Source organism: Pseudomonas synxantha (assembly GCF_900105675.1).
Lineage (GTDB): Bacteria > Pseudomonadota > Gammaproteobacteria > Pseudomonadales > Pseudomonadaceae > Aquipseudomonas > Aquipseudomonas synxantha.
Genome location: NZ_LT629786.1, coordinates 4709248 through 4731270 on the forward strand (window position 1 = coordinate 4709248; position 22023 = coordinate 4731270).

Below are 22023 nucleotides of genomic sequence, written 5' to 3' on the forward strand. Positions count from 1 at the left end.
CGTGGCCTACAAAAAAGGCCCGCACAGCAAGCAACAAACACCGGAGCACAATGATTGCTCTTGCTGATACCAACTCTGACTGACCGCCCCGTAGGAAGGTTCCGAAGAAAAATAATGTTTCATGCCAGTGCGCCGCCTCGGGTCTGGGCGGCGTTGCGCAAGGCTGCAATGACCGAGGGTTCCAGACGCCCTTCGGCGATCTTCAGGTCGCGAAGCAGGCAATCCACCACATCTACCAACGCACGTTTATCGATCAACTGCCCACGGTCGACTTCACGTTCAACCACAATGGCGCCACCGGGATTCTTCACGGTTACCAGGCAGTCGTCCCGCACACCAGAAGTGGTCAGCGTAACCTGATAAGGGCTCAGTGCCTCACTGAGCAATAGGTTGATACTTTCCATCTCGATCACCACTCAATCATTCGAAAAAGGTTCGAAAAACAAAAATGTCACGAAGATGCTGACATTCAAGTGACCCGTGCTCAAAGCAGAAAGCTCTACCTTTTGTGTAATCCGCTGCTTGAGGGAAACGAGCATGCACGGAAAACATGACAGAGAAAAAACACCCGCTCACAGGCTAGAATCCCTGGATTATCCTGGGAGCCTGCCTTGAGAGCCGCGTCTGAAACACCTTTGCGCGTCGTCATTGCCGACGATCATCCGATTTTCCTGATTGGCCTGCGCGCCGTGCTCGAGCGTGACCCGCACCTCAGCATTGTCGGCGAGGCGAACTCACCCCAGGCTCTCAGTGCGTTACTGCAACACTGTGCCTGCGATGTGCTGGTGACCGACTTCATGATGCCCGCCGAACCGGAGGCCGACGGGTTGCGCCTGATCGAGCAACTGCGCCGGCACCATCCGAACCTGCCCGTTGTGGTGGTGACCATGCTCAATAACGCCGGGCTGTTTCATTCCATCCTGGCGTTGGGCGTCATGGGCCTGCTGAGTAAGGCCAGCCTGGCCGATGAATTGCCGCAGGCAATCCGCCAAGTGCGCCAGCAACGCACCTATGTGGCCCAGACCATTCGCCAGGCGCTGAGCCTGGCCGGGGAAGTCGGCGCTGATCGCCTGCATTCCCAGGAACAGCTGTCACCCCGGGAGCTGGAAGTGATTCGCCTGTTAGCCAGTGGCATGACCGTAGGCGCGATCGCTGCACACCTGCATCGCAGCAAACAAACCGTCAGTGCGCAAAAAGTCAGCGCCATGCGCAAGCTGGGGCTGGGCAACGATGCCGCACTGTTTATTTATGTGCAGGAACACGGGCTGGCCTAGCCTGGAACGCGATCCATTGCTTGAGCGCCTCGGCGTCCATCGGTCGGGCAATGAAGCAGCCTTGCAGCCACGCCGCTCCCAGCTCACTCACAGCGTGATAATCGGCGGCAGTTTCCACGCCAGTGACCACCACGGCGATGTTCAGCCGCTTGGCCATGCTCATGGCACCCGCCACCACCGCGGCCTTACGATCGTCATTGGCCATCCCGCAGGCAAAGGCCGGGGGGATCTTCAGTTCGGTGAACGGCAATTCCAGCAAATGTTGCAAGCTGGTGCCGCCCATGCCGAAATCACCGATAGATAACTGGCAACCCAACATGCGCAGGCGCAGCAGGCCGGTGACATGCGCGCTGTCGGTTTTCAACGTTGAGGTTTCCACCAGTTCCAGGGTCAGGCTGTGGGCGGGCACGCCGTGAAGTTGCAGCAAGCCTTGCAGCACCTGGGGAAAGTGCGCTCGCTCGAGCATGCGCCCAGGAATGTTCACCGCTACCGGCAACACTTGGCCGGTCTCGCCCATGACCAGGTTCGCGAGGCCGAGCGCCTGTTCCAGCACGTGCCAGGTAAAGGCCTCCTCCATGCCGGCAAACTCGAGCACCGGCAGGAATTCATCAGGCAGCAACAGTTCGCCTTCCGATAACTGCCAACGCGCTAGCGCCTCTACACCTTGAAGCACACCGGCCTGGCTGACGATGGGCTGATACCAGACCCTGCCACACGCCGCGATAGTGGCCTGGCTGATATCGGCCGACGGCGGCAACTGCTCGCTGTCGCTCAAGCCCAGCAACTGGCGCACGCGCTCCCAGGACAGCACCAGTGGCCCAGGGCGCAAGTGCGCCTGGCAGTCGGCCAAGACTTGCCCGATCAACGTTGCCGAGGCCGGCTTGGGCAGGCACGCCAATACCTTGAGTCCCATCTGCCGTGCCATATTCGCAACGCCTTCCAACACATCAGGCTCGGCATTACTGAGCAGAACCAGCACTTGGGCCAGACGGCGCTCGGCCAATTCGCGGATCAGCTCCAGGCCATCGCCCTGCTCCAGGTATAGATCGCAAATGGCGATATCCACCGGGCCTTTGCTGTCCAGGGATTGGCGGGCCGTTTCGACATTCTCGGCGGTCAGTACGTTGAACACGCCATTGGCATTGAGCATCTGGTGCAGTGCCATCAGTTGAAACGGGTTGTCTTCGAGGATCAGGACGTTGAGAGAGCGCATGGGTCATTGAGTCGGCATTGGGGCAGAGGCTGACACGCTACTCAGATGTCCCGCACAGCCCCATAGGACATGTCCTAAATGCAGTCTCAGGGATGATCAAATGTGGGAGTCCCCACCACATCTTCGATGTGACACTGTCGCGCAGCAAACCAGGGAGCTTGCTCCCGTGGCGGCCTGACAGCCGAGGATGTTGGTTTTCGTCCTGGGTACATATCCGTTGTTTAGGTAACGGCCACTATGGGTTCCGCTTTTACAGCGGGTCACTTTTGAAAAGAGCCCAAAAGTAACCAAAAGGCTCTTGCCCCACCACTCGGCACCTCGCCCAGGCTCGGTGTGCCCGTAATCCGACATTGATTTGGGGGGCCGCCGCCACGCGCCATCCATGGCGCGGGGCGGCTAAACCGGCATCCCTGCCGGTTTACCCCCCAAATCCCTGTCGAATTCCGGCCAGCGTGGTTTAACGGGGCGCCTGAGATCAAAAACACAGCGAGGCGGCTTTATAGCCGACCTGAGCGTTGAAGTGTGCGCGTACCCCGTGGGAGCGGGCTTGCCCGCGAAGGTCGTTAACGATGAGACGGGCAACCAGAAAGAACGCGGCGTTCTCAGGTTTTTCGCGAGCAAGCTCGCTCCTACGGAAAAGCAGAAGCGCCGCCAGCGTATCTGCGATGCGCAGCGAGTCGCCTTTGATCTTGATCTCTGGCGCCCCGTTAAACCACGCTGGCCGAACGCAGGCTTGAAGCCGTGGGCAACCCGGCAGGACGCCGGGTTAGCCGTCCTGGGCCAAGGATGGCCCATGACGGCGGCCCACGGATTCAAGCCGGAGAGAGGGCACACCGAGCCTGGGCGAGGTGCCGAGTGGTGGGGCAAGAGCGTTTTGCTTACTTTGCCGCTTTTGCAAAGTGAGCCGCCGTAAGGGCGGAACCCATAGACGCCGTTACCTAAATAACGGATATGTACTCGGTCTGATCCAACATCCTGGTCGGCTCTCAGGCCGCCATCGGGAGCAAGCCCCCTCCCATACTTGGATCGCGGTGCATCAATCATATAGCTATAAGCTGCCAGGGAGCAGCAGCGCACCAAAGTTGTGTAGATACCTATGCCCCGATGAGGGAGTGTCAGCAAGCAAATCTGTGACTGACCCGCCGCCATTGGGGGCAACCCCCCTCCCACATTGCATGGCATCGGCAGTCAATCCAGATAGGGCTGCAGGTCGCGACGAAACACCTTCAATACCTCGGACAACTTCAACCAAGGCTCCTCCAGATCGGCGCCGCGCTGTTCGCGCGCACATTTTTCCAGGGCCATGCACGCCTTGGCCAGTGGCAGGGCATCCACCAGCGAGCAAATGCCCTTGAGCCGATGCAGCGCCGCATTCAGGCGCGCAACGTCACGCTCGGCCAGGGCGCTCGCCAATACCTCATGTTCGTGATCCAGGCTCTTCGCCAGTTCCTGCAACATGCTGCGCAGCACCGGCCCGTCGGCCTGGGTCATGGTGCGCAAGGCCTGGATGTCGAACGACCGCTGCGACGCCACGCGGGCCAGCACACGGGTCCAGTGCTCCAGGGTCACAGGCTTGACCAGCAGCTCATCCATGCCAGCCTCCTCGCAGCGTTGCAGCTCATCGTTCATGGCGTTCGCGGTACAACCGATCACAGCGCAACGAGACCGTTGTTGCTCGGCTTCGATGCACCGGATAGCCTCGCTCAAGGCATACCCGGACATGCCCGGCATCTGGCAATCGGTCACCAGCACGTCGAAATGTTGCTCACGCCAACGTTGCAACGCGGCGTCGGCTGAATCCAAGGCAATCACCTGATGCCCGAGGAACTGCAACTGCTGGGCCAGCACCAGGCGATTGGCCGCCAGGTCATCGACCACCAGCACCGAGAGGCTGCACCCCATGGGTGGCAACGTTGCGGTCGGCGTCGCCGGCACATCATCGGTGCTGACCCGATCCAGGCGCAGGTCAATGCACACCACCGTGCCCTCGCCCACCACGCTGTCGAGGTGAATGCGCCCGCCCATCAACTCCACCAATTGCTTGCAGATACTCAGGCCCAACCCGGTACCGCCATGTTCCGCCGCGGTCAATGCGCTCACCTGGGTAAACGGCTTGAACACTCGCGGCTGCTGCTCGGCGCTGATCCCCGGGCCGCTGTCCTCGACGCAAAGGTGCAGATGCTCGGCTTCGTTCTCATCGCGCTGGCAACTGACACTGAGGCGAACCCCGCCCCGCTCGGTAAACTTCAACGCGTTGCCCAACAGGTTGTGCATGACCTGGCGCAAGCGCAGCGGGTCGAACCAGTAATAGCCCTGGGCGGCCGGATCAAATGCCAGGGTCAAATGCAGGCCCTTTTTTTGTGCCGTTGCTTCGAACAGGCGCTGGATGCCTTCAAAAAAGCCCTTCAACTCGACGGTCTGCGGAACCAGTTGCAGGTGACCGGCCTCGATCTTGGCCAGGTCCAGGCTGTCACCCATCAAGGCGATCAGCTCGCGTGCCGAACGATGGGCCACCTGCAGCGCTTCAGACACCGCCTGGCCGCTTGCCAGGCAGCGCTCTTGTTCCAGCTCGAGCAAACCGATGATGGCGGTCATGGGTGTACGAATCTCGTGGCTCAAGGAGGAGAGAAAGGCACTTTTGGCGTAGTTCGCTTCGTCGGCGGCCTGGCGGGCATCCATCAGTTGGTGCTCCAGGTCTTTGCGCTCGCTGATGTCGATCCAACCGCCCAGCAGCCCCTGCAAGCGGCCCTGGGCGTCAAAGAAGGGGACGGTCCACTGATAGACGTGCAAGCTGCCGCCGTTGAACTCCAGCTGCCGGTCGACAAACAACGGCTGCTGCGTGGCCAGTTGCTCCATGTGGCCTGCGTGCAAGCGCGCCGCCGTGGCTTCGGGCATGACCCCGCTCTCCATCAGCGTCAGGCCCTGAATCAACTCCAGCCGGGTCGCCAGTTGCTGTTCATAACTCTTGTTGCAGGTCATCAGCCGTCCGGCCAGGTCGCGGACGAACAGCGGGTTGGGCATGCCATCGAGCAAGGCGCGCTTGAACGCCAATTGGTCATTGAGGCGCTGCTCGGCTTCCAGCCGCTGGCGGATCTGGCGCTTGAGCCGGCTGTTCCACACCAGCGACACCAGCACAAACAACAGCGCCGTGGCCACCGTCCAATAAGCCCATGACGGCACCCGCTGCCAGGCCGGCAACGGAATCGCCACGGCGCCGATCCAACGCAGGCGCAACGCGCTCAACTCGGCCACCGGCAAGGCCTCCAGGGCTTTGTTCAGGATGCTCAACAGCTCAGGCTGATCCTTGCGCGCCGACAGGCAGTTTGACGACCACTTGCCATCGACACTGCGGCCGATTCGCAAACCGTCCTCGGTATAACTCTGTACCTCCACTTCGGTCTGCACGGTGGCGGCCGCTTCACCCCGTTGCACCAACTCACGGGCCTGGGCGTAATTGTCCACCAGCCGCAGCTCGATCCGGGGATACATCTGGCGGATATCATTCTCCAGCACATGGCGCGCCGGCAGCGCCAGGACCTTGCCCTCCAACTGCTTCAAGCCGGTCAGCGGCGCCGTATCGGCGCGTTCGACAAACACCCAGCCGGAGCCGCCAAAACCGTGGCTGAAGTCGAGCAACGCCCTGCGTTCCTGATTCGCCGCCAGGGTGGTGTTCATCTGCGCCCTGCCCGTTTCCAGCCACTCCAGGGTTTGCGCGGTGGAATGCACTTCTTCGATGACAAACTGCAAACCGGTCATGCGCGAAATACGATGCAACAGGTCGACGTTCAAGCCCACCCAGTGACCGTCTTTGTCCTTGAATATGTAGGGCGACATCTGTTGGGCCACTACCACGACATGGGGATGCTGCAATAACCAGGTGCGCTCCGAGGCCGACAGTTCAACACGCTCGCCACTGAAACCGACGCCGAGTCCGGTGGTCCAGCGTGCGAGAATTTCGCGCTGCACCGACTCGTCGATACTCGCCAGGGCACGGTTCATCATCGCCCCCAGCAATGGCTCGGCCGCACGGGTGGCGAAGGCAAAGCCGATGGGCGCCAGCCGGCTCTGCTCCTTGATCTGCAAGCCCAGATAGGGCCGCAGCGACTTGTAGGCGCGCACGATCACTTCATTACCGATAAACGCATCGGCATCGCCTTGCTTGAGTGCTTCCAGGCCGCTGTAAAGGTTGGGCGCAAGCATGATGTGGCTGTCGGGATAGGCAGCTTGCACGTTATGCACATTGGCGTAGCCGTCGAGCAACACCACTTTCTTGCCCACCAGGTCGTCGTCTTGAAACTCGTCACGACGCAACACCACCACGGATTGATCGGGCATGTAGTCCTGGGTGAAGTGCAACCCGGGGACATCGCGTTCATAGCCATTGGCGCTGGTCAGGATATCGATGGCCCCACTGCGTAGCGCCTCAACCGCCTGGGCCCGCTCGGCAAAGCCCAGTACCTGCATGGGCACCTGCAACCGAGCACCGACCAGGCTCAGGTAATCGGCGCTGATGCCCTGGTAGCGATTGCGGTCGCGGGTGATATCAATCGGCTGATAGTCATCAATGGAAATACCCACCTTCAATGTTCGGTGCGTCGCCAGCCACTGCTGCTCGGCGGGCGCCAGGGGCAACGGTTCAAGGGGGATAAATGCCGGCACCAGTTTGAAGGGCAGACTCACGGCCGCCAGGCCTGCCGGTATTTGGGTAAGCCACAGCATGCACATCAGCCGCCATGTCCATTGGATCAAAACCTGCACCGATTGGATTTCCTTGATTGGGCAAGTGAGCAAGTATGGCTCGCCAAAATAAAAAGCCCGTCACGAGGACGGGCTTGGCCGACTGCAAAAAAGCTAACTGCCGGATGTAATCTGATCAACTGCGGGCATCAGAGCGGCTTGCCGCGATTACCGTGTTGGCTGACAAACGCCTGCACTGCCTTCAGGTCGTTAGCCAGCACGGTGCAGCGCTCTTCACGTTCGAACAGGTCGACCAAGTGCTCCGGCAATTCCAAAGCCTTGCCAACACCGGCCTTCTCCACCGCTTCGGGGAATTTCACCGGGTGCGCAGTGCCGAGGATCACCATCGGGATGTCCAGGCTGCGGCGGCATTCGCGGGCGGCCTTCACACCGATGGCCGTGTGCGGGTCGAGCACTTCGCCGGTCTGGGCATAGACCTCAGCAATGGTTTGGCAAGTCTGCGCATCGTCCACGGCCAGGGAGTCGAACAGCTTGCGGGTTTCGGTCCAGCGTTCCTCATCAACGCTGAAACCGCCACCTTGCTTGAAGCTGCTCATCAGTTCGGCCAGGGCCGCGCCGTTGCGACCGTGCATGTCGAACAGCAGGCGTTCGAAGTTCGACGACACCATGATGTCCATGGACGGCGACAGCGTGGCGTGCAGGGTTTCCTTGACGTACTGGTTACCGCTCATGAAGCGGTGCAGGATGTCGTTGCGGTTGGTGGCGACGATCAGCTGGTTGATCGGCAGGCCCATGTTGCGCGCCAGGTAACCGGCGAAGATGTCGCCGAAGTTGCCGGTGGGCACCGAGAACGACACCGAACGCGCCGGGCCGCCCAGTTGCAGGGAGGCGTGGAAGTAGTAGACGATCTGGGCCATGATCCGCGCCCAGTTGATCGAGTTCACTGCCACCAGGCGTGTGCCCTTGAGGAAACTCTGGTCAGCGAAGCTGTTCTTGACCATTTCCTGGCAGTCGTCGAAGTTGCCTTCGATGGCGATGTTGTGGATGTTCTCGCCGAAAATGGTGGTCATCTGCCGGCGCTGCACTTCCGACACGCGCTTGTGCGGGTGCAGGATGAAGATGTCGACGTTTTCGCAGTGCTTGCACCCTTCGATGGCCGCCGAGCCGGTATCACCGGAAGTGGCGCCGATGATCACCACGCGTTCGCCGCGCTTCTCCAGCACATAATCGAGCAAACGCCCCAGCAGTTGCAGGGCGAAGTCCTTGAACGCCAGGGTCGGGCCGTGGAACAGTTCCAGCACCCATTCGTTGCCGTTCAGCTGGCGCAGGGGTGCGATGGCGTTGTGGGAAAACACGCCGTACGTCTCTTCCAGGATCTTCTTGAAATCCGCATCCGGGATGCTGCCGGTGACGAACGGGCGCATCACCCGGAACGCCAGCTCGTGGTAAGGCAGGCCAGCCCACGAGGCGATTTCTTCCTGGGTGAAACGTGGCAGGTTTTCCGGCACGTACAGGCCGCCGTCAGTGGCAAGGCCTGCCAGCAGGACGTCTTCGAAATTCAGGGCCGGTGCCTGGCCGCGAGTGCTGATGTAACGCATGACTGGCTCCTCTAAAACATTCTCGAACAGGGGCCGCCGAAGAGACGGGGCCCCTGGAACAAATCGTTAGTTCAGGTGTTCGACGCGAATACGCACCACCGGGCCAACCACACCTTGCAGGGCTTCCAGGGCGTGGATGGCATCGTTGATATGCTGCTCGAGCACGCGGTGGGTCAGCAGGATCATCGGCACCTGGCCGTTTTGCTCCTCGACTTCCTTCTGCATGATCGACTCGATGTTGATACCACGCTCCGACAGGATGCTCGCCACCTGGGCCAGCACGCCGGGGTGATCCTGGGCCTGGATGCGCAGGTAGTAGGCGCTTTCGCAGGCTTCGATCGGCAGGATCGGATGGGCCGACAGCGAGTCCGGCTGGAAGGCCAGGTGCGGTACGCGGTTTTCCGGGTCGCTGGTCATGGCGCGGACCACGTCCACCAGGTCGGCGATCACCGACGAGGCGGTCGGCTCCATGCCGGCGCCGGCGCCGTAGAACAGGGTGGAGCCAGCGGCGTCGCCGTTGACCATCACCGCATTCATCACGCCATTGACGTTGGCGATCAGGCGGTCGGCCGGGATCAGCGTCGGGTGCACACGCAACTCGATGCCTGCCGGGGTGCTGCGCGCCACGCCCAGGTGCTTGATGCGGTAGCCCAGGGCTTCGGCGTAGTTCACGTCGGCAGTGGTCAGCTTGGTGATGCCTTCGGTGTAGGCCTTGTCGAACTGCAGCGGGATACCAAAGGCAATGGAGGCCAGGATGGTCAGCTTGTGCGCTGCGTCGATGCCTTCCACGTCAAAGGTAGGGTCGGCTTCGGCGTAACCCAGGGCCTGGGCTTCGGCCAGTACGTCTTCGAAGGTACGGCCCTTCTCGCGCATTTCGGTGAGGATGAAGTTACCGGTGCCGTTGATGATGCCAGCCACCCAGTTGATACGGTTGGCAGACAGGCCTTCACGGATCGCCTTGATCACCGGGATACCACCGGCCACCGCGGCTTCGAACGCGACGATCACGCCTTTTTCGCGGGCCTTGGCGAAGATCTCGTTGCCATGCACGGCGATCAGCGCCTTGTTGGCGGTGACCACGTGCTTGCCGTTCTCGATGGCCTTGAGCACCAGCTCGCGGGCCACGGTATAGCCGCCCACCAGTTCGATGACGATATCGATTTCAGGGTTGGTGGCTACGGCGAAGACATCGTTGGTAATAGCAATACCGGTCGTTTCGTACTGAGGCTTTGGCGAACGCGTGGCAATTTGCGCCACTTCAATCCCACGCCCTGCACGGCGGGAAATTTCTTCAGCGTTACGCTGAAGTACGTTGAAGGTACCGCCACCGACGGTCCCTAACCCACAGATGCCTACTTTGACCGGTTTCACTGAAGAACTCCCCATGAAACGGCCGACTCAAGGTCGGCCGTGAAAACAGCCGCACAACTGCGGCTCTCAATTAATGACCCGTCGACGGTTCGCCGGGTCATGATCGTCAAAGGCTCGACGATTAATGCTTACTTGGCACCCAGTGCCAGTTTGGCAACTTGCGGCGCCGGCTGGTAGCCCGGAATCACCTGGCCGTCGGCCAAAACGATGGCCGGTGTACCGTTCACACCAATGGACTGGCCGAGGGCGAACTGCTTGGAAACCGGGTTGGCGCATTTGGCCGCCTTGATTTCCTTGCCGTCGACCATCTTGTCCATGGCCGCTTTCTTGTCGGCCGAGCACCATACGGCTTGCAACTGCTCGTCACCCGGCGAACCCAGGCCCTGGCGCGGGAAGGCGACGTAGCGCACCTCCACCCCCAGCTTGTTCAGCGCAGGCACTTCGGCATGCAGCTTGTGGCAGTACGGGCAGGTAGTATCGGTGAATACGGTGATATGGGTCTTGGTTTCGCCGATGGCCGGGTAAACCACGGTTTCCGCTACCGGGATACCGTTGATCAGCTTGGACACGCCCAGGCGCTCGGCTTTCTCGGTCAGGTTGACCGGCTTGCCATCCTTGAGCTGGAACAGGTAGCCCTGGACGATGTACTGGCCGTCGGCACTGGCGTACAGCACACGGCTGCCCTTGAGCTTGACTTCATACAGGCCGGCCATGGGGCTGGCGCTGATGCTTTCGATAGGGGTGTCGAGCGCCAGGTTGGCCAGGCTCTTGCGAATGGTCTGCTCGGCCGCATCATCGGCGACGGCAAAGGTGGAAACCAACGCAATGGCTGCGGCGGCAATAATCTGGGTCAAGCGCATGGGAACTCCTGAAGGCAGAGGCAGGGACGGGGGCAGAATATCGATCTGGAACCCAACTCGGGTCGTCCCCTTTGCGAACCGGCAAAGCCTACCACAGTTGGGCCGAGGGGCAGACTGTGGCAGGTAAATTGGGCCGTTTCCGACAGTTTTTATCCCCGTGGGTGATGCTTGGCGTGCATGTCCTGCAAACGTGCGCGGGCCACATGGGTGTAGATCTGCGTGGTGGATAAGTCGCTGTGACCGAGCAGCATTTGAACTACACGCAAATCGGCGCCGTGGTTGAGCAAATGGGTGGCGAATGCATGGCGCAAGGTGTGGGGCGACAGGGCTTTGCCGATCCCGGCCACTTTGGCCTGATGTTTGATGCGGTGCCAGAAGGTCTGGCGCGTCATCTGCTCGCCGCGCAGGCTGGGAAACAGCACATCGCTGGGGCGCCCGCCGAGCAGCTCGTGGCGCGCATCGCGCATGTAGCGCTCGACCCACACAATAGCCTCCTCGCCCATGGGCACCAGCCGCTCCTTGCTGCCCTTGCCCATCACCCGCAGCACGCCCTGGCGCAGGTTGACTTGCTCCAGGGTCAGGCTGATCAGCTCGGTCACACGCAGGCCGCAGGCGTACAACACTTCCAGCATGGCGCGGTCGCGTTGACCGATGGCTTCACTGAGATCCGGCGCAGCCAACAGAGCATCCACGTCAGCTTCCGACAAAGATTTAGGAAGAGGCCTACCTAATTGCGGCATATCGATTTGTAGAGTGGGATCGGTCGCAATGAGCTTTTCCCGCAGCAGGTAGCGGTAAAAGCCGCGCACGCCGGACAGGAATCGTGCGGTGGAGCGTGGTTTGTAGTTCTGCTCAAGGCGCCACGCCAGATGATCGAGGATCAGCTCACGCCCGGCGTTGATCAACTCAAGGTTTTTGTCCTGCAACCAGCCATTGAACAGGGCCAGGTCGCTGCGATACGCCTGGCGCGTGTTGTCCGACAGGCCTTTTTCCAGCCAGAGGGCGTCAAGGAAACGGTCGATCAAAGGGTGGTCGATGGCGGGCATGGGTACTCAAGGCAGCGCAGCATGGGGCTGTGCGAATTATTTAGTGAACTGTGGCAAGGGCCGCTAGTCTTTCATAGCCCGCTACTTCAAGGAACAGGAAGCTTCAATGAATGAACAACAGATTTTGCTGGCCTTTGGCGGCATTGGAGTGGCGGCATTGGGTTGCCAATGGCTGGCGTGGCGGCTCAAGTTGCCGGCGATCCTGTTTCTGTTATTGACGGGTATTTTGGCGGGGCCGGTACTGGGCTGGCTCGACCCGCAGGAGATGTTCGGCCCTCTGTTAATGCCGTTGGTGTCCCTGGCCGTGGCGTTGATCCTGTTCGAAGGCAGCCTGACCCTGCACCTTTCGGAGTGGAAGGAGATCGGCAGTGTGGTACATCGCCTGGTAACGGTCGGCGCCCTGTCGACCTGGGCAGTGATCACCCTGGCCACCCACTGGCTGCTGGGGTTCGACTGGATGCTCGCCCTGCTGTTCGGCACCCTGACCCTGGTGACCGGGCCGACCGTGATCGTGCCCATGCTGCGCGTAGTACGCCCCAAGGCCTCCATTGCCAACATCCTGCGCTGGGAGGGCATCGTCATCGACCCGATTGGCGCGCTGCTGGCGGTAGTGGTCTACAGCTTCATCATTGCCCGGGCTGCGGGCGACGGTTTGAGCCATAGCCTGCTGACCTTCGGCGGTGTGATCCTGTGCGGCAGCCTGTTCGGCATTGCCGGCGGCTGGGTACTGGGGCAGATCATGCGCCGGCAATGGTTGCCGGAATATCTGCATAACCTGGCGACGCTTGCCGGCGTGCTGGGCATCTTTATCGCTGCCAACCAGGTGATGCATGAATCCGGCCTGCTGGCGGTCACGCTGATGGGCATGTGGATGGCGAATATGAAGGGCGTGGATGTCAGGCACATCCTGCATTTCAAGGAAAACCTCAGTGTGTTGCTGATTTCCGGGCTGTTCATCCTGCTAGCGGCGCGCCTGGACTTGAATGCCTTGATCGCATTGGGCCCATTCGTGTTGATCTTGCTGCTGATCATCCAGTTTATTGCGCGCCCGTTGAACGTGGCGCTTTCAACGTTTGGCTCCGGGCTGAACTGGCGCGAGCGCGCGCTGCTGGCCTGGATCGCCCCACGGGGCATTGTGGCCGCGGCAGTGTCGGCGATCTTTGCGATCCGCCTGGATGAGGCGGGTCATGAAGGCGCCTTGCTGCTGGTACCACTGACTTTCGCAGTCATCATCGGCACGGTGGTGCTGCAAAGCGCCACGGCACGCCCCTTGGCGCGCCTGCTGAAAGTCGCCGAGCCTGCGCCCAGCGGTTTCCTGATTGTCGGCGCAAACGGCCCGGCGCGGGCGCTCGGCAAGGCGTTGCAACAATTGGGCAGCCGCGTGTTGCTGACGGATTCGAGCTGGGAAAATATCCGCGCCAGTCGCATGGAGGGGCTGCCCACTTATTTCGGTAACCCCGCTTCCCAGCATGCCGAATCCCATCTGGACCTGGTCGGCCTGGGGCATTTGCTCGCGCTCTCGCCTTCCGGCGAACTGAACGCCTTGGCCACCATGCGTTTTCGCCATGACTTCGGCCATCGCCTATTCGCCCTGGCCAGCAGCCAGGAAAACCGCCGCACCGACAAACACAAGGCCAGCCACGAACACCGCGGCCAACTGCTGGGCAGCCAACCCTTGAGCTACACCAAGCTGGCCAGCCTGTTGGGCCAAGGCGCCGAGCTATATAGCACTAACCTCACAGACGGCTTCGGCTGGGAGCAGTACCAGGCACTGCATGGAGAGCGCGCCACCCTGCTGTTTGCCCGCGACACCAGCGGCTGGGTGCATGTGGTCACGCCCCAGAGCAGCTTGAAACCTGTGGCCGGCTGGACCTTACTGGCCGTGATTCAGCCAGAGAACAGCACTGCCACGTAATCAGTCGGCAAACCCAGGCAATACCGGTACAGGGCGTTTGTCCGCGTCAATAGCGACAAAGCTGAACACGCCCTGGATCGCCTTTTCACGGCCATCGACACTCATGCTCTCGACAAACACCTCTACTTCGACCTTGAGGCTGGTGTTGCCGACCTTGATCACCCGACCGATCAGCTCAACGATGGAGCCGGCCGGGATTGCGTGATTGAAGTCGATACGGTCGGTGGACACCGTCACCAAGGGCAAGCGGCAGAAACGCGTGGCAGTGATGAACGACACTTCGTCCATCCACGCCAGGGCGGTGCCGCCGAACAGGGTGTTGTGGTGGTTGGTGGTGGGCGGGAACACGGCCTTGGTCACGTGGGTAACGGACAGGTCGGTGCGGCGCTGGATTTCTTCTAGGCGGGTGGTCATGGACAAATACCGGCAGATAGACAAATTTCAGGCACAAAAAAGCAGCCCGTAGGCTGCTTTTTTCTGCATCGGGAAGCTGGACTTAAGCCAGTTTTTCCTTGATGCGAGCTGCTTTACCGGACAGGTCACGCAGGTAGTACAGCTTGGCTTTACGTACGTCACCGCGACGCTTAACGGCCATGCTGTCGATTTGCGGGCTGTAGGTCTGGAAAGTACGCTCTACGCCAACACCGTTGGAGATTTTACGAACAGTGAAAGCACTGTTCACACCACGGTTACGCTTGGCGATTACCACGCCTTCGAACGCTTGCAGACGCGAACGGTCGCCTTCCTTCACTTTCACCTGAACGACAATGGTGTCGCCCGGGGCAAAGGTAGGGATCTCTTTGGTCATCTGCTCTGCTTCGAGTGCAAGGATGATTTTGTTAGTCATGCTGTGCTCCTAAGGTAAGTCAATGGACCTACCATCGATACGTTGTTAACTATCGTCCCGCGCGAGGATGTATTCCTCGAGCAGCTTCTTCTCTTCTCCAGAAAGCGAGCGGCTTTCCAGAAGATCGGCGCGTCGTTCATAGGTCCGACCAAGGGACTGCTGTAAACGCCAACGCCGGATGTGTGCGTGATTGCCACTTAGCAATACGTCGGGAACACGCTGATCCGCATACACCTCCGGTCGGGTGTAGTGCGGGCAATCCAGCAAACCATCCGTGAAGGAATCTTCCTCCGCAGAGTCCACATGCCCTAAAGCTCCAGGCAGCAGTCGTGTAACCGCATCTATCAGGACCATTGCCGGCAGCTCGCCGCCAGACAATACATAGTCCCCAATCGACCACTCTTCATCGACATGAGCTTCAATAAAACGCTCGTCAATGCCTTCATAGCGACCGGCAATCAGGATCAAACTTTCCTCATTCGCCAGTTCGCGTACCGCCGCCTGTTTCAGCTGACGGCCTTGAGGGGACAGGTAAATCACCTTCGCCTTCTCCCCGGCGGCTGCCTTGGCCTGAACCAACGCATCTTCCAGGGGCTTGATCTTCATCACCATGCCCGGGCCACCGCCAAATGGGCGGTCATCCACAGTGTGATGTCGATCCGTCGTGTAGTCTCGCGGGTTCCAACAGGTAAGCTGCAACAGCCCCTGTTTCACCGCCCGACTGGTGATGCCGTACTCGCTGATGGCGGAAAACATCTCGGGAAACAAACTGATCACTTCAATGCGCAAATTAGCCACGCCTAGAAGTCCGCGTCCCATTCCACCTTCATCTCGCCCGCTGCCAGGTCGACGGCCAACACGCATTGCTCGGTATAGGGCAACAGGCGTTCGCGATCATCCAGGCTGCCAGCGCAAGGCTTGACCACCATTACATCATTGGCGCCGGTTTCCAGAAGATGGTCGATTTTCCCCAGCAATTGCCCGAGTTGATCGATAACCTTCAGACCTTCGAGCTGGTACCAGTAGTACTCGCCGTCGGTCAATTCAGGGAACAGGTTGCGCGGCACGCAGATCTCATAACCGGCCAGAAGACGAGCTTCTTCACGATCATCAAGACCCTTGAGCTTCGCGACCAGGAACTTATCGCTCCCGCGTCCACTGACCAGCTCAACCTGTTTCACACTACCCTCGCGCTTGAGCGTCCAGGTCTTGTACTGCAACAGGTTTTCAGTCGGATCAGTAAAGGAATACACCTTCACTTCGCCGCGAACGCCATGAACAGAGTAAATCTTGCCGATAACGATCAAATCATCAGCAACAGCTGGCGTCGCGTTCATATTGCTCAGGCTGCGGCCTTAGCCGAGTCCTTCAACAGTTTTGCAACGCGCTCGGATGGCTGTGCGCCAACGCTCAGCCAGTAGGCTACGCGCTCTTGGTTCACGGACAGACGAACTTCTTGACCACGAGCAACAGGGTTGAAGAAACCAACCTGTTCCTTGTGCGAACCGTCGCGCGGGTTGCGGCTGTCGGTTACGGTCAAGTGGTAAAACGGGCGCTTTTTGGAGCCGCCAAGGGCAAGACGGATTGTTAGCATGTGAACATCGTTCCTGTAGTCGGTGCTGCAAATCTAAATGCACAGCGGGCATAGGTGCCCGAAAGGCCGCATATTCTAAGGAATATCCGGACTTTTGCAAATGTCTTTTTCTGGCGCCTAGTCAGCGTGCCACTCAGATCTGCTATAGAGCCGTCGGTTAAAACGGCGAGTCAGCCCCCGCCAACGGCGGGTTTGCTGGAGATCCCACATCCCTGTGGGTCGGAGCAGGAGTGAACTCCCGCTCGAAACTTTTACATTTTCGGCATGCCGCCGCCGGGCAACATACCGCCCATGCCGCGCATCATCTTGGCCATACCGCCTTTGGCGGAGAATTTCTTCATCATCTTCTGCATTTGCTTGTGCTGCTTGATCAAGCGACCGATGTCCTGCACCTGGGTGCCGGAGCCCATGGCGATCCGACGCTTGCGCGAACCGCTGATCAGCTCAGGGTCGCGGCGCTCGGCCGGGGTCATGGAGTTGATGATGGCTTCCATCTGCTTGAACTGCTTCTCTGCCGCGCCCTGGGCATTGCCCATCTGCGCCAGGTTCACACCACCGATGTTCGGCAGCTTGTCCATCAGGCCGCCGAGGCCGCCCATGTTCTTCATCTGTTGCAACTGGTCACGGAAGTCTTCGAGATCGAAGCCCTTACCCTTCTTCAGTTTCTTGGCCAGCTTGTCGGCCTTGTCCTTGTCCAGCGTGGCTTCGGCCTGCTCGATCAGGCTGAGCACGTCGCCCATGCCGAGGATGCGCGAAGCGATACGCTCGGGGTGGAACGGCTCGAGCGCGTCACTCTTCTCGCCCATACCGATGAACTTGATCGGCTTGCCGGTGATGGCACGCACCGACAGCGCAGCACCGCCGCGGGCGTCGCCGTCGACCTTGGTGAGGATCACGCCGGTCAGCGGCAGTGCGTCGCCAAAGGCCTTGGCGGTGTTGGCCGCATCCTGGCCGGTCATGGCATCGACCACGAACAGCGTCTCGACCGGGTTGATCGCGGCATGCAGCGCCTTGATCTCGCCCATCATTTCTTCGTCGATGTGCAGGCGACCGGCGGTATCGACGATGACCACGTCGATGAACTTGAGCTTGGCTTCTTTAATCGCCGCGTTGGCAATGTCGACCGGCTTCTGGCTCAGGTCGGACGGGAAGAAGGTCACGCCCACTTCGCCTGCGAGCATTTCCAACTGCTTGATGGCCGCCGGACGGTACACGTCGGCCGACACCACCATCACGGATTTCTTCTTGCGCTCTTTAAGGAAGCGCGCCAGCTTGCCGGCGGTGGTGGTTTTACCCGCGCCCTGCAAACCGGCCATCAGCACGACAGCCGGTGGCACGGCGCTGAGGTTCAAATCTTCGTTGGCCGCGCCCATCAGGCTTTCGAGCTCGGCCTGGACGATCTTCACAAAGGCCTGGCCCGGGGTCAGGCTGCGGGACACTTCAGTGCCGACCGCACGTTCCTTGACCGAGTTGACGAAGTCCTTCACCACCGGCAAGGCCACGTCGGCTTCCAGCAACGCCATGCGCACTTCACGCAGGGTGTCTTTGATATTGTCCTCGGTCAGCTTGGCCTTGCCGGTAACGTGGCGCAGCGTCTGCGAGAGACGGTCAGTCAGGTTTTCAAACATGCGCGATCCTTTCAGGCCCTAAGATAGACCGAGGTAATGGCGGCCCAGGCTGTGGTAAATCGCTATTAAAAACAGCGCTCGGCGAGCCTGCGGCGTGGGCAGGTCGCGGATTATAGCGAAGACTGCGCCCATGCACACCCGCTGTCTGGCCCGGGAGTCTTTCTTGCAGCGCAGGTGTGTGCCAAACTCAGCGCCTTTCGGGCTTGTCTATCAGGATTTATGCTCCCCTTGTCACCCAGTTTGCTACCCAGCCTCGCCGCCGCCATCTTGTATGCCGCTGCGACCCTCTATCAGGGCACTCGTCTGGCCCAAGGCACCAAAGCGGACAAACGTCTGCTCGTCGGCCTTGGCGTGCTGGCCCTGCTGGCCCATGCCGCCAGCCTGTTCACCCACCTGATGACCCCGGTGGGCCTGGGCCTGGACTTTTTCAGCGCCGCCAGCCTGATCGCCGCGGCCGTCATCGCGCTGACGCTGCTGGCCTGCTACCGCATTCCAGTCGAGAACCTGCTGGTGCTGCTATTCCCCTTGGGCATGCTGACAGTGCTGCTGGCGCAGTTCGCGCCCACTGGCACCGTGCAGGTGATTGACGAGGAACCGGGCATCCTTGCCCATATCCTGTTGTCGATCCTCGCCTACGGCATGTTCACCATCGCGGTGTTCCAGGCCCTGCTCCTGCTGCTGCAGGACCACCAGCTCAAGCACAAGCACCCGTCCGGGCTGATCAAGAACTTCCCGCCGCTGCAAACCATGGAAAGCCTGCTGTTCGGGTTCCTGTGGGCCGGCTGGACCCTGCTGTCGCTGTCGCTGATCTCCGGCTGGCTGTTCGTCGAGAACCTGTTCGCCCAGCACCTGGTGCACAAGACCTTGCTGGCGTGCCTGGCCTGGGTGGTGTTCAGCGTGTTGCTGTGGGGCCGCAACCGCCTCGGCTGGCGCGGCCACAAGGCAATCCGCTGGACCCTGGCCGGTTTCTGCCTGCTGATGCTGGCCTATTTCGGCAGCAAGCTGGTTCGCGAATACATCCTGCATATCTGACGAGCGGCGATCATGGACAACTTGCCCTTAGGGCCGATGCTCGCCGTAATTGCCTTGCTGGTTTTATGGGCGGCGCTGTTTACCGCCATTGAAGCCGCGCAGCAACACCTGCTGGCCCTGCGCCCCGGTACACGCCAGGGCGACAAGGCAGCCGCACGCCTGAGCTTCCCGCGCCATAGCCTGATCCTGTGCAACAGCCTGTGCCGTGCCGCGGTGGTGATCCTCTGCACGCTGCTGGCAATCTATGCCTGGGCGCAGAACGGCCCATGGCTGGGCTGGCTGATCTCCTGCGCCCTGCTGCTGATACTGGCTGACTACCTGCCCCGCGCCCTGGCCACCCGCCATCCGCAAGCGGTGCTGGGTTTCGGTAACACCCTGCTGGGTGTACCGCTGAAAATCCTTTACCCCCTGGCCTGGCTGCTCAATGGCATCAGCCTGTTGCTGCTGCGCCCGTTTGCCCGCAAGGCCGGCGTGGTGAAACACAGCGACGAGCCCCAACCCCACCACGACAACGAACCGCAGCCCGAAGCCGACGAAGACCGCATGCCCGGCATGCCTGGTATCCACGCCCTGGATAACATCACCGTCAACGACATCCTGGTGCCGCGCAGCGAAGTGGACGGTATCAACCTGGATGACTCGATCGAGGAAATCATCGAGCAACTGCGCAGCTCCCAACGCACTCGCCTGCCAGTGTTCCACAGCGATATCAACCAGGTCGAAGCGGTGCTCAACACCCGGCAGGTCCAGCACCTGCTGCCCGACGCCAGCCTGACCAAAGAGGCGCTTCTGGCTGCCTGCCACGAACCTTACTTCGTCCCCGAAAGCACGCCATTGCAACTGCAACTGCTGAACTTCCACAAGCAGCAGCGGCGCATGGGCATGGTGGTGGACGAATACGGCGAAGTGCTGGGCATCGTTACCCTGGAAGACATTCTTGAAGAGATCGTCGGCGAATTCGAAAGCGACCAGGCTGTGGATAACCCGCATATCGAAGCCCAGACCGATGGCCGCTACATCATCGACGGCGCTGCCTCGATCCGCGAACTGAACAAGAGCCTGGGCTGGCACCTGCCTAGCGATGGCCCCAAAACCCTCAACGGCCTGGTGACCGAGGCGCTGGAAACCATCCCGGATTGCGCGGTGTGCCTGAAGATCGGCCGCTATCGCCTGGAAATCCTCGAAACCGAGGACAACCGGGTGAGCAAGGTATTGATCTGGCATACCAGCCATGTGCCCGTCGCTGCATAATCCCTGACACACCAAATCCAATGTGGGAGGGGCGGTGCGACGGTTCGACTTGCTCCCGATAGCAGAGCGCCAGTCACTGCAGTAGGTGACTGATAAACCGCTATCGGGAGCAAGCCCCCTCCCACATTTTGATTTGTGGTACTCCAACCACTTGTTGTAATTCCAACCCCCTTCCTATAATCCATCCGGCTTACCCAAGCCCCGCCCGACCGCGTGCTACCCGCACTCAGCGCGTCCAGGCACCGCTTCATCATGTCCGACCGGTGTTTGCTCCCATCCCGAGCCGCTCCGCGCATAGCCCTGATCCATGGGTGTTCGACCAATAATAATCCGCGTCCAAACGCGCAATGACCGTCAGGGATACTGCCATGAGCACCACCTACCAAGAGGCTGCGACCGCCGCCCCTACCAATTCGACCGCCCGTGTGGCCACGGCGAGCATCGTCGGCACCGCCATCGAGTTCTACGATTTCTATATCTACGCCACGGCTGCCGCACTGGTGATCGGCCCGGTGTTCTTTCCCCAGAGTTCCGGTACGGCGCAGATGCTGGCCTCGTTCCTGACCTTCGGCATCGCCTTTATCGCCCGCCCGCTGGGCTCGGCGTTGTTCGGCCACTTCGGCGACCGTATCGGGCGTAAATCCACGCTGGTGGCCTCGCTGCTGCTGATGGGCGTGTGCACCACCTTGATCGGCTTGCTGCCGGGCTACGACAGCATCGGCGCCTGGGCACCGATCCTCTTGTGCGTATTGCGCTTCGGCCAGGGCCTGGGCCTTGGCGGGGAATGGGGCGGCGCGGCATTGCTGGCGACCGAGAATGCGCCCAAGGGCAAGCGCGCCTGGTTTGGCATGTTCCCGCAATTGGGCCCATCGATTGGCTTTTTGGCGGCCAATGGCTTGTTCCTGATCTTGGCCATGAGCCTGGATGACGAGCAGTTCCGTAGCTGGGGCTGGCGTATTCCGTTCATTCTCAGCGCCGCACTGGTGATGGTGGGCCTGTATGCACGCCTGAAGCTGCATGAAACCCCAGTATTCGCCAACTCCGTAGCCAAAGAAGCACCGGTGAAGGTGCCACTGGTGGAACTGTTCAGCCAACATTGGCTGCCGGTGCTGCTGGGCGCTGCGTCGATGGTGGTGTGCTACGCGCTGTTCTACATCACCACGGCGTTTTCCCTGAGCTACGGCGTTTCCACACTGGGCTACAGCCGCGAGACGTTCCTCGGCTTGCTGTGCTTTGCCGTGCTGTTCATGGGCTTGGCGACGCCGCTGGCAGCGCTGGCCAGTGATCGTTATGGACGTAAGCCGGTGCTGATCGTTGGGGCGATCCTGGCGATTCTCTCGGGCTTTACCATGGAGCCACTGCTGACCCACGGCTCGACCTGGGCCGTGGCGCTGTTCCTGGCGTTGGAGCTGTTTCTGATGGGTGTGACCTTCGCACCGATGGGTGCCCTGCTGCCGGAGTTGTTCCCGACGCGTGTGCGTTATACCGGTGCTTCGGCGGCGTATAACCTGGGTGGGATTGTCGGGGCATCGGCGGCACCGTTCTTCGCGACCAAGCTGGTGGCGATGGGTGGGCTCAGTTATGTCGGTGGGTATGTGTCGGCGGCAGCGTTGTTGAGCTTGATTGCGGTGCTGTGCCTGAAAGAGACGCGGGATAATGATTTGAATCGCGTGGGCTGATAGACCGCTATCGGGAG

Annotated in this window: 19 protein-coding genes; 6 read left to right on the plus strand and 13 right to left on the minus strand. The window is 60.5% G+C overall.

Annotated elements, in window-relative coordinates; all coding sequences use genetic code 11:
* Nucleotides 1-119: 119 nt before the first annotated feature.
* Nucleotides 120-404 carry a DUF3509 domain-containing protein gene (locus BLU48_RS21820; RefSeq protein WP_046069398.1) on the minus strand — a complete coding sequence of 95 codons (285 nt, stop codon included), beginning with the start codon at nt 402-404 and terminating at the stop codon, nt 120-122.
* Between the two features lie 207 nt (nt 405-611).
* Here BLU48_RS21820 and BLU48_RS21825 point away from each other — a divergent pair, with 207 nt between their 5' ends.
* On the plus strand, nt 612-1274 hold the full coding sequence (locus BLU48_RS21825; RefSeq protein WP_057013216.1) for a response regulator: 663 nt from the start codon (nt 612-614) through the stop codon (nt 1272-1274).
* On the opposite strand, the gene BLU48_RS21830 is transcribed toward BLU48_RS21825, so the two are convergent.
* Nucleotides 1243-2487 (minus strand): EAL domain-containing response regulator, encoded by a 1245-nt coding sequence (locus BLU48_RS21830; RefSeq protein WP_057021664.1) that lies wholly within the window; start codon nt 2485-2487, stop codon nt 1243-1245. The genes BLU48_RS21825 and BLU48_RS21830 overlap by 32 nt on opposite strands.
* Nucleotides 2488-3034: 547 nt before the next feature.
* Here BLU48_RS21830 and BLU48_RS32740 point away from each other — a divergent pair.
* Nucleotides 3035-3400 carry a hypothetical protein gene (locus tag BLU48_RS32740; RefSeq protein WP_156422407.1) on the plus strand — a complete coding sequence of 122 codons (366 nt, stop codon included), beginning with the start codon at nt 3035-3037 and terminating at the stop codon, nt 3398-3400.
* Between the two features lie 275 nt (nt 3401-3675).
* Here BLU48_RS32740 and BLU48_RS21840 read toward each other — a convergent pair whose 3' ends face one another.
* The 5 genes from BLU48_RS21840 to xerD form a co-directional block, all read right to left on the minus strand.
* Nucleotides 3676-7245, minus strand: coding sequence for an ATP-binding protein (locus tag BLU48_RS21840; RefSeq protein WP_057021666.1), 3570 nt, complete (start codon nt 7243-7245; stop codon nt 3676-3678).
* A 128-nt stretch (nt 7246-7373) separates the two neighbouring features.
* Nucleotides 7374-8783 carry a threonine synthase gene (gene thrC, locus BLU48_RS21845; protein WP_057021667.1) on the minus strand — a complete coding sequence of 470 codons (1410 nt, stop codon included), beginning with the start codon at nt 8781-8783 and terminating at the stop codon, nt 7374-7376.
* Nucleotides 8784-8849: 66 nt separating this feature from the next.
* Nucleotides 8850-10154: a homoserine dehydrogenase gene (locus BLU48_RS21850; RefSeq protein ID WP_043046862.1), complete on the minus strand. Its 1305-nt coding sequence runs from the start codon at nt 10152-10154 to the stop codon at nt 8850-8852.
* Nucleotides 10155-10282: 128 nt separating this feature from the next.
* Entirely contained in the window at nt 10283-11014 is a 732-nt protein-coding gene (locus tag BLU48_RS21855; RefSeq protein ID WP_043046861.1) for a thioredoxin fold domain-containing protein, read from the minus strand.
* 149 nt (nt 11015-11163) lie between these two features.
* Nucleotides 11164-12060, minus strand: a complete 897-nt coding sequence (gene xerD, locus BLU48_RS21860; RefSeq protein ID WP_046069403.1) for a site-specific tyrosine recombinase XerD — start codon at nt 12058-12060, stop codon at nt 11164-11166.
* 106 nt (nt 12061-12166) lie between these two features.
* On the opposite strand from xerD, the gene BLU48_RS21865 reads away from it, so the two are divergent.
* Nucleotides 12167-13975, plus strand: coding sequence for a cation:proton antiporter (locus BLU48_RS21865; protein WP_057021668.1), 1809 nt, complete (start codon nt 12167-12169; stop codon nt 13973-13975).
* On the opposite strand, the gene BLU48_RS21870 is transcribed toward BLU48_RS21865, so the two are convergent.
* The 6 genes from BLU48_RS21870 to ffh form a co-directional block, all read right to left on the minus strand.
* Nucleotides 13976-14389 carry an acyl-CoA thioesterase gene (locus tag BLU48_RS21870; protein ID WP_034115851.1) on the minus strand — a complete coding sequence of 138 codons (414 nt, stop codon included), beginning with the start codon at nt 14387-14389 and terminating at the stop codon, nt 13976-13978.
* 82 nt (nt 14390-14471) lie between these two features.
* Entirely contained in the window at nt 14472-14822 is a 351-nt protein-coding gene (gene rplS / locus BLU48_RS21875) for a 50S ribosomal protein L19 (RefSeq protein WP_003175895.1), read from the minus strand.
* A gap of 45 nt (nt 14823-14867) precedes the next feature.
* Complete coding sequence (gene trmD, locus BLU48_RS21880) at nt 14868-15641, minus strand: tRNA (guanosine(37)-N1)-methyltransferase TrmD (RefSeq protein ID WP_172833430.1); 774 nt, start codon at nt 15639-15641, stop codon at nt 14868-14870.
* Nucleotides 15623-16159 carry a ribosome maturation factor RimM gene (gene rimM, locus BLU48_RS21885; RefSeq protein WP_003175898.1) on the minus strand — a complete coding sequence of 179 codons (537 nt, stop codon included), beginning with the start codon at nt 16157-16159 and terminating at the stop codon, nt 15623-15625. Before rimM ends, trmD begins: the two co-directional genes overlap by 19 nt.
* A gap of 5 nt (nt 16160-16164) precedes the next feature.
* The gene (gene rpsP, locus BLU48_RS21890) at nt 16165-16416 is read right to left on the minus strand and encodes a 30S ribosomal protein S16 (RefSeq protein WP_003175899.1); all 252 of its coding nucleotides are present in this window, start codon (nt 16414-16416) and stop codon (nt 16165-16167) included.
* Between the two features lie 251 nt (nt 16417-16667).
* Entirely contained in the window at nt 16668-18044 is a 1377-nt protein-coding gene (gene ffh, locus BLU48_RS21895) for a signal recognition particle protein (protein WP_010207982.1), read from the minus strand.
* Nucleotides 18045-18263: 219 nt separating this feature from the next.
* Between ffh and BLU48_RS21900 the strand changes: the two genes are divergently transcribed.
* The 3 genes from BLU48_RS21900 (at nt 18264) to BLU48_RS21910 (ending at nt 22006) form a co-directional block, all read left to right on the plus strand.
* Nucleotides 18264-19076, plus strand: coding sequence for a cytochrome C assembly family protein (locus tag BLU48_RS21900; protein WP_057013212.1), 813 nt, complete (start codon nt 18264-18266; stop codon nt 19074-19076).
* Nucleotides 19077-19088: 12 nt separating this feature from the next.
* Complete coding sequence (locus tag BLU48_RS21905; RefSeq protein WP_057021669.1) at nt 19089-20327, plus strand: transporter associated domain-containing protein; 1239 nt, start codon at nt 19089-19091, stop codon at nt 20325-20327.
* A gap of 368 nt (nt 20328-20695) precedes the next feature.
* Entirely contained in the window at nt 20696-22006 is a 1311-nt protein-coding gene (locus tag BLU48_RS21910) for an MFS transporter (RefSeq protein WP_057021670.1), read from the plus strand.
* Nucleotides 22007-22023: the final 17 nt, after the last annotated feature.

Coding starts and splice junctions, on each gene's coding strand:
- BLU48_RS21820 (WP_046069398.1), bottom strand. CDS start 404: ATGGAAAGTATCAACCTATTGCTCAGTGAGGCACTGAGCCCTTATCAG.
- BLU48_RS21830 (WP_057021664.1), bottom strand. CDS start 2,487: ATGCGCTCTCTCAACGTCCTGATCCTCGAAGACAACCCGTTTCAACTG.
- thrC (WP_057021667.1), bottom strand. CDS start 8,783: ATGCGTTACATCAGCACTCGCGGCCAGGCACCGGCCCTGAATTTCGAA.
- BLU48_RS21855 (WP_043046861.1), bottom strand. CDS start 11,014: ATGCGCTTGACCCAGATTATTGCCGCCGCAGCCATTGCGTTGGTTTCC.
- xerD (WP_046069403.1), bottom strand. CDS start 12,060: ATGCCCGCCATCGACCACCCTTTGATCGACCGTTTCCTTGACGCCCTC.
- BLU48_RS21865 (WP_057021668.1), top strand. CDS start 12,167: ATGAATGAACAACAGATTTTGCTGGCCTTTGGCGGCATTGGAGTGGCG.
- BLU48_RS21870 (WP_034115851.1), bottom strand. CDS start 14,389: ATGACCACCCGCCTAGAAGAAATCCAGCGCCGCACCGACCTGTCCGTT.
- rplS (WP_003175895.1), bottom strand. CDS start 14,822: ATGACTAACAAAATCATCCTTGCACTCGAAGCAGAGCAGATGACCAAA.
- trmD (WP_172833430.1), bottom strand. CDS start 15,641: ATGGGACGCGGACTTCTAGGCGTGGCTAATTTGCGCATTGAAGTGATC.
- rimM (WP_003175898.1), bottom strand. CDS start 16,159: ATGAACGCGACGCCAGCTGTTGCTGATGATTTGATCGTTATCGGCAAG.
- rpsP (WP_003175899.1), bottom strand. CDS start 16,416: ATGCTAACAATCCGTCTTGCCCTTGGCGGCTCCAAAAAGCGCCCGTTT.
- ffh (WP_010207982.1), bottom strand. CDS start 18,044: ATGTTTGAAAACCTGACTGACCGTCTCTCGCAGACGCTGCGCCACGTT.
- BLU48_RS21900 (WP_057013212.1), top strand. CDS start 18,264: ATGCTCCCCTTGTCACCCAGTTTGCTACCCAGCCTCGCCGCCGCCATC.
- BLU48_RS21905 (WP_057021669.1), top strand. CDS start 19,089: ATGGACAACTTGCCCTTAGGGCCGATGCTCGCCGTAATTGCCTTGCTG.
- BLU48_RS21910 (WP_057021670.1), top strand. CDS start 20,696: ATGAGCACCACCTACCAAGAGGCTGCGACCGCCGCCCCTACCAATTCG.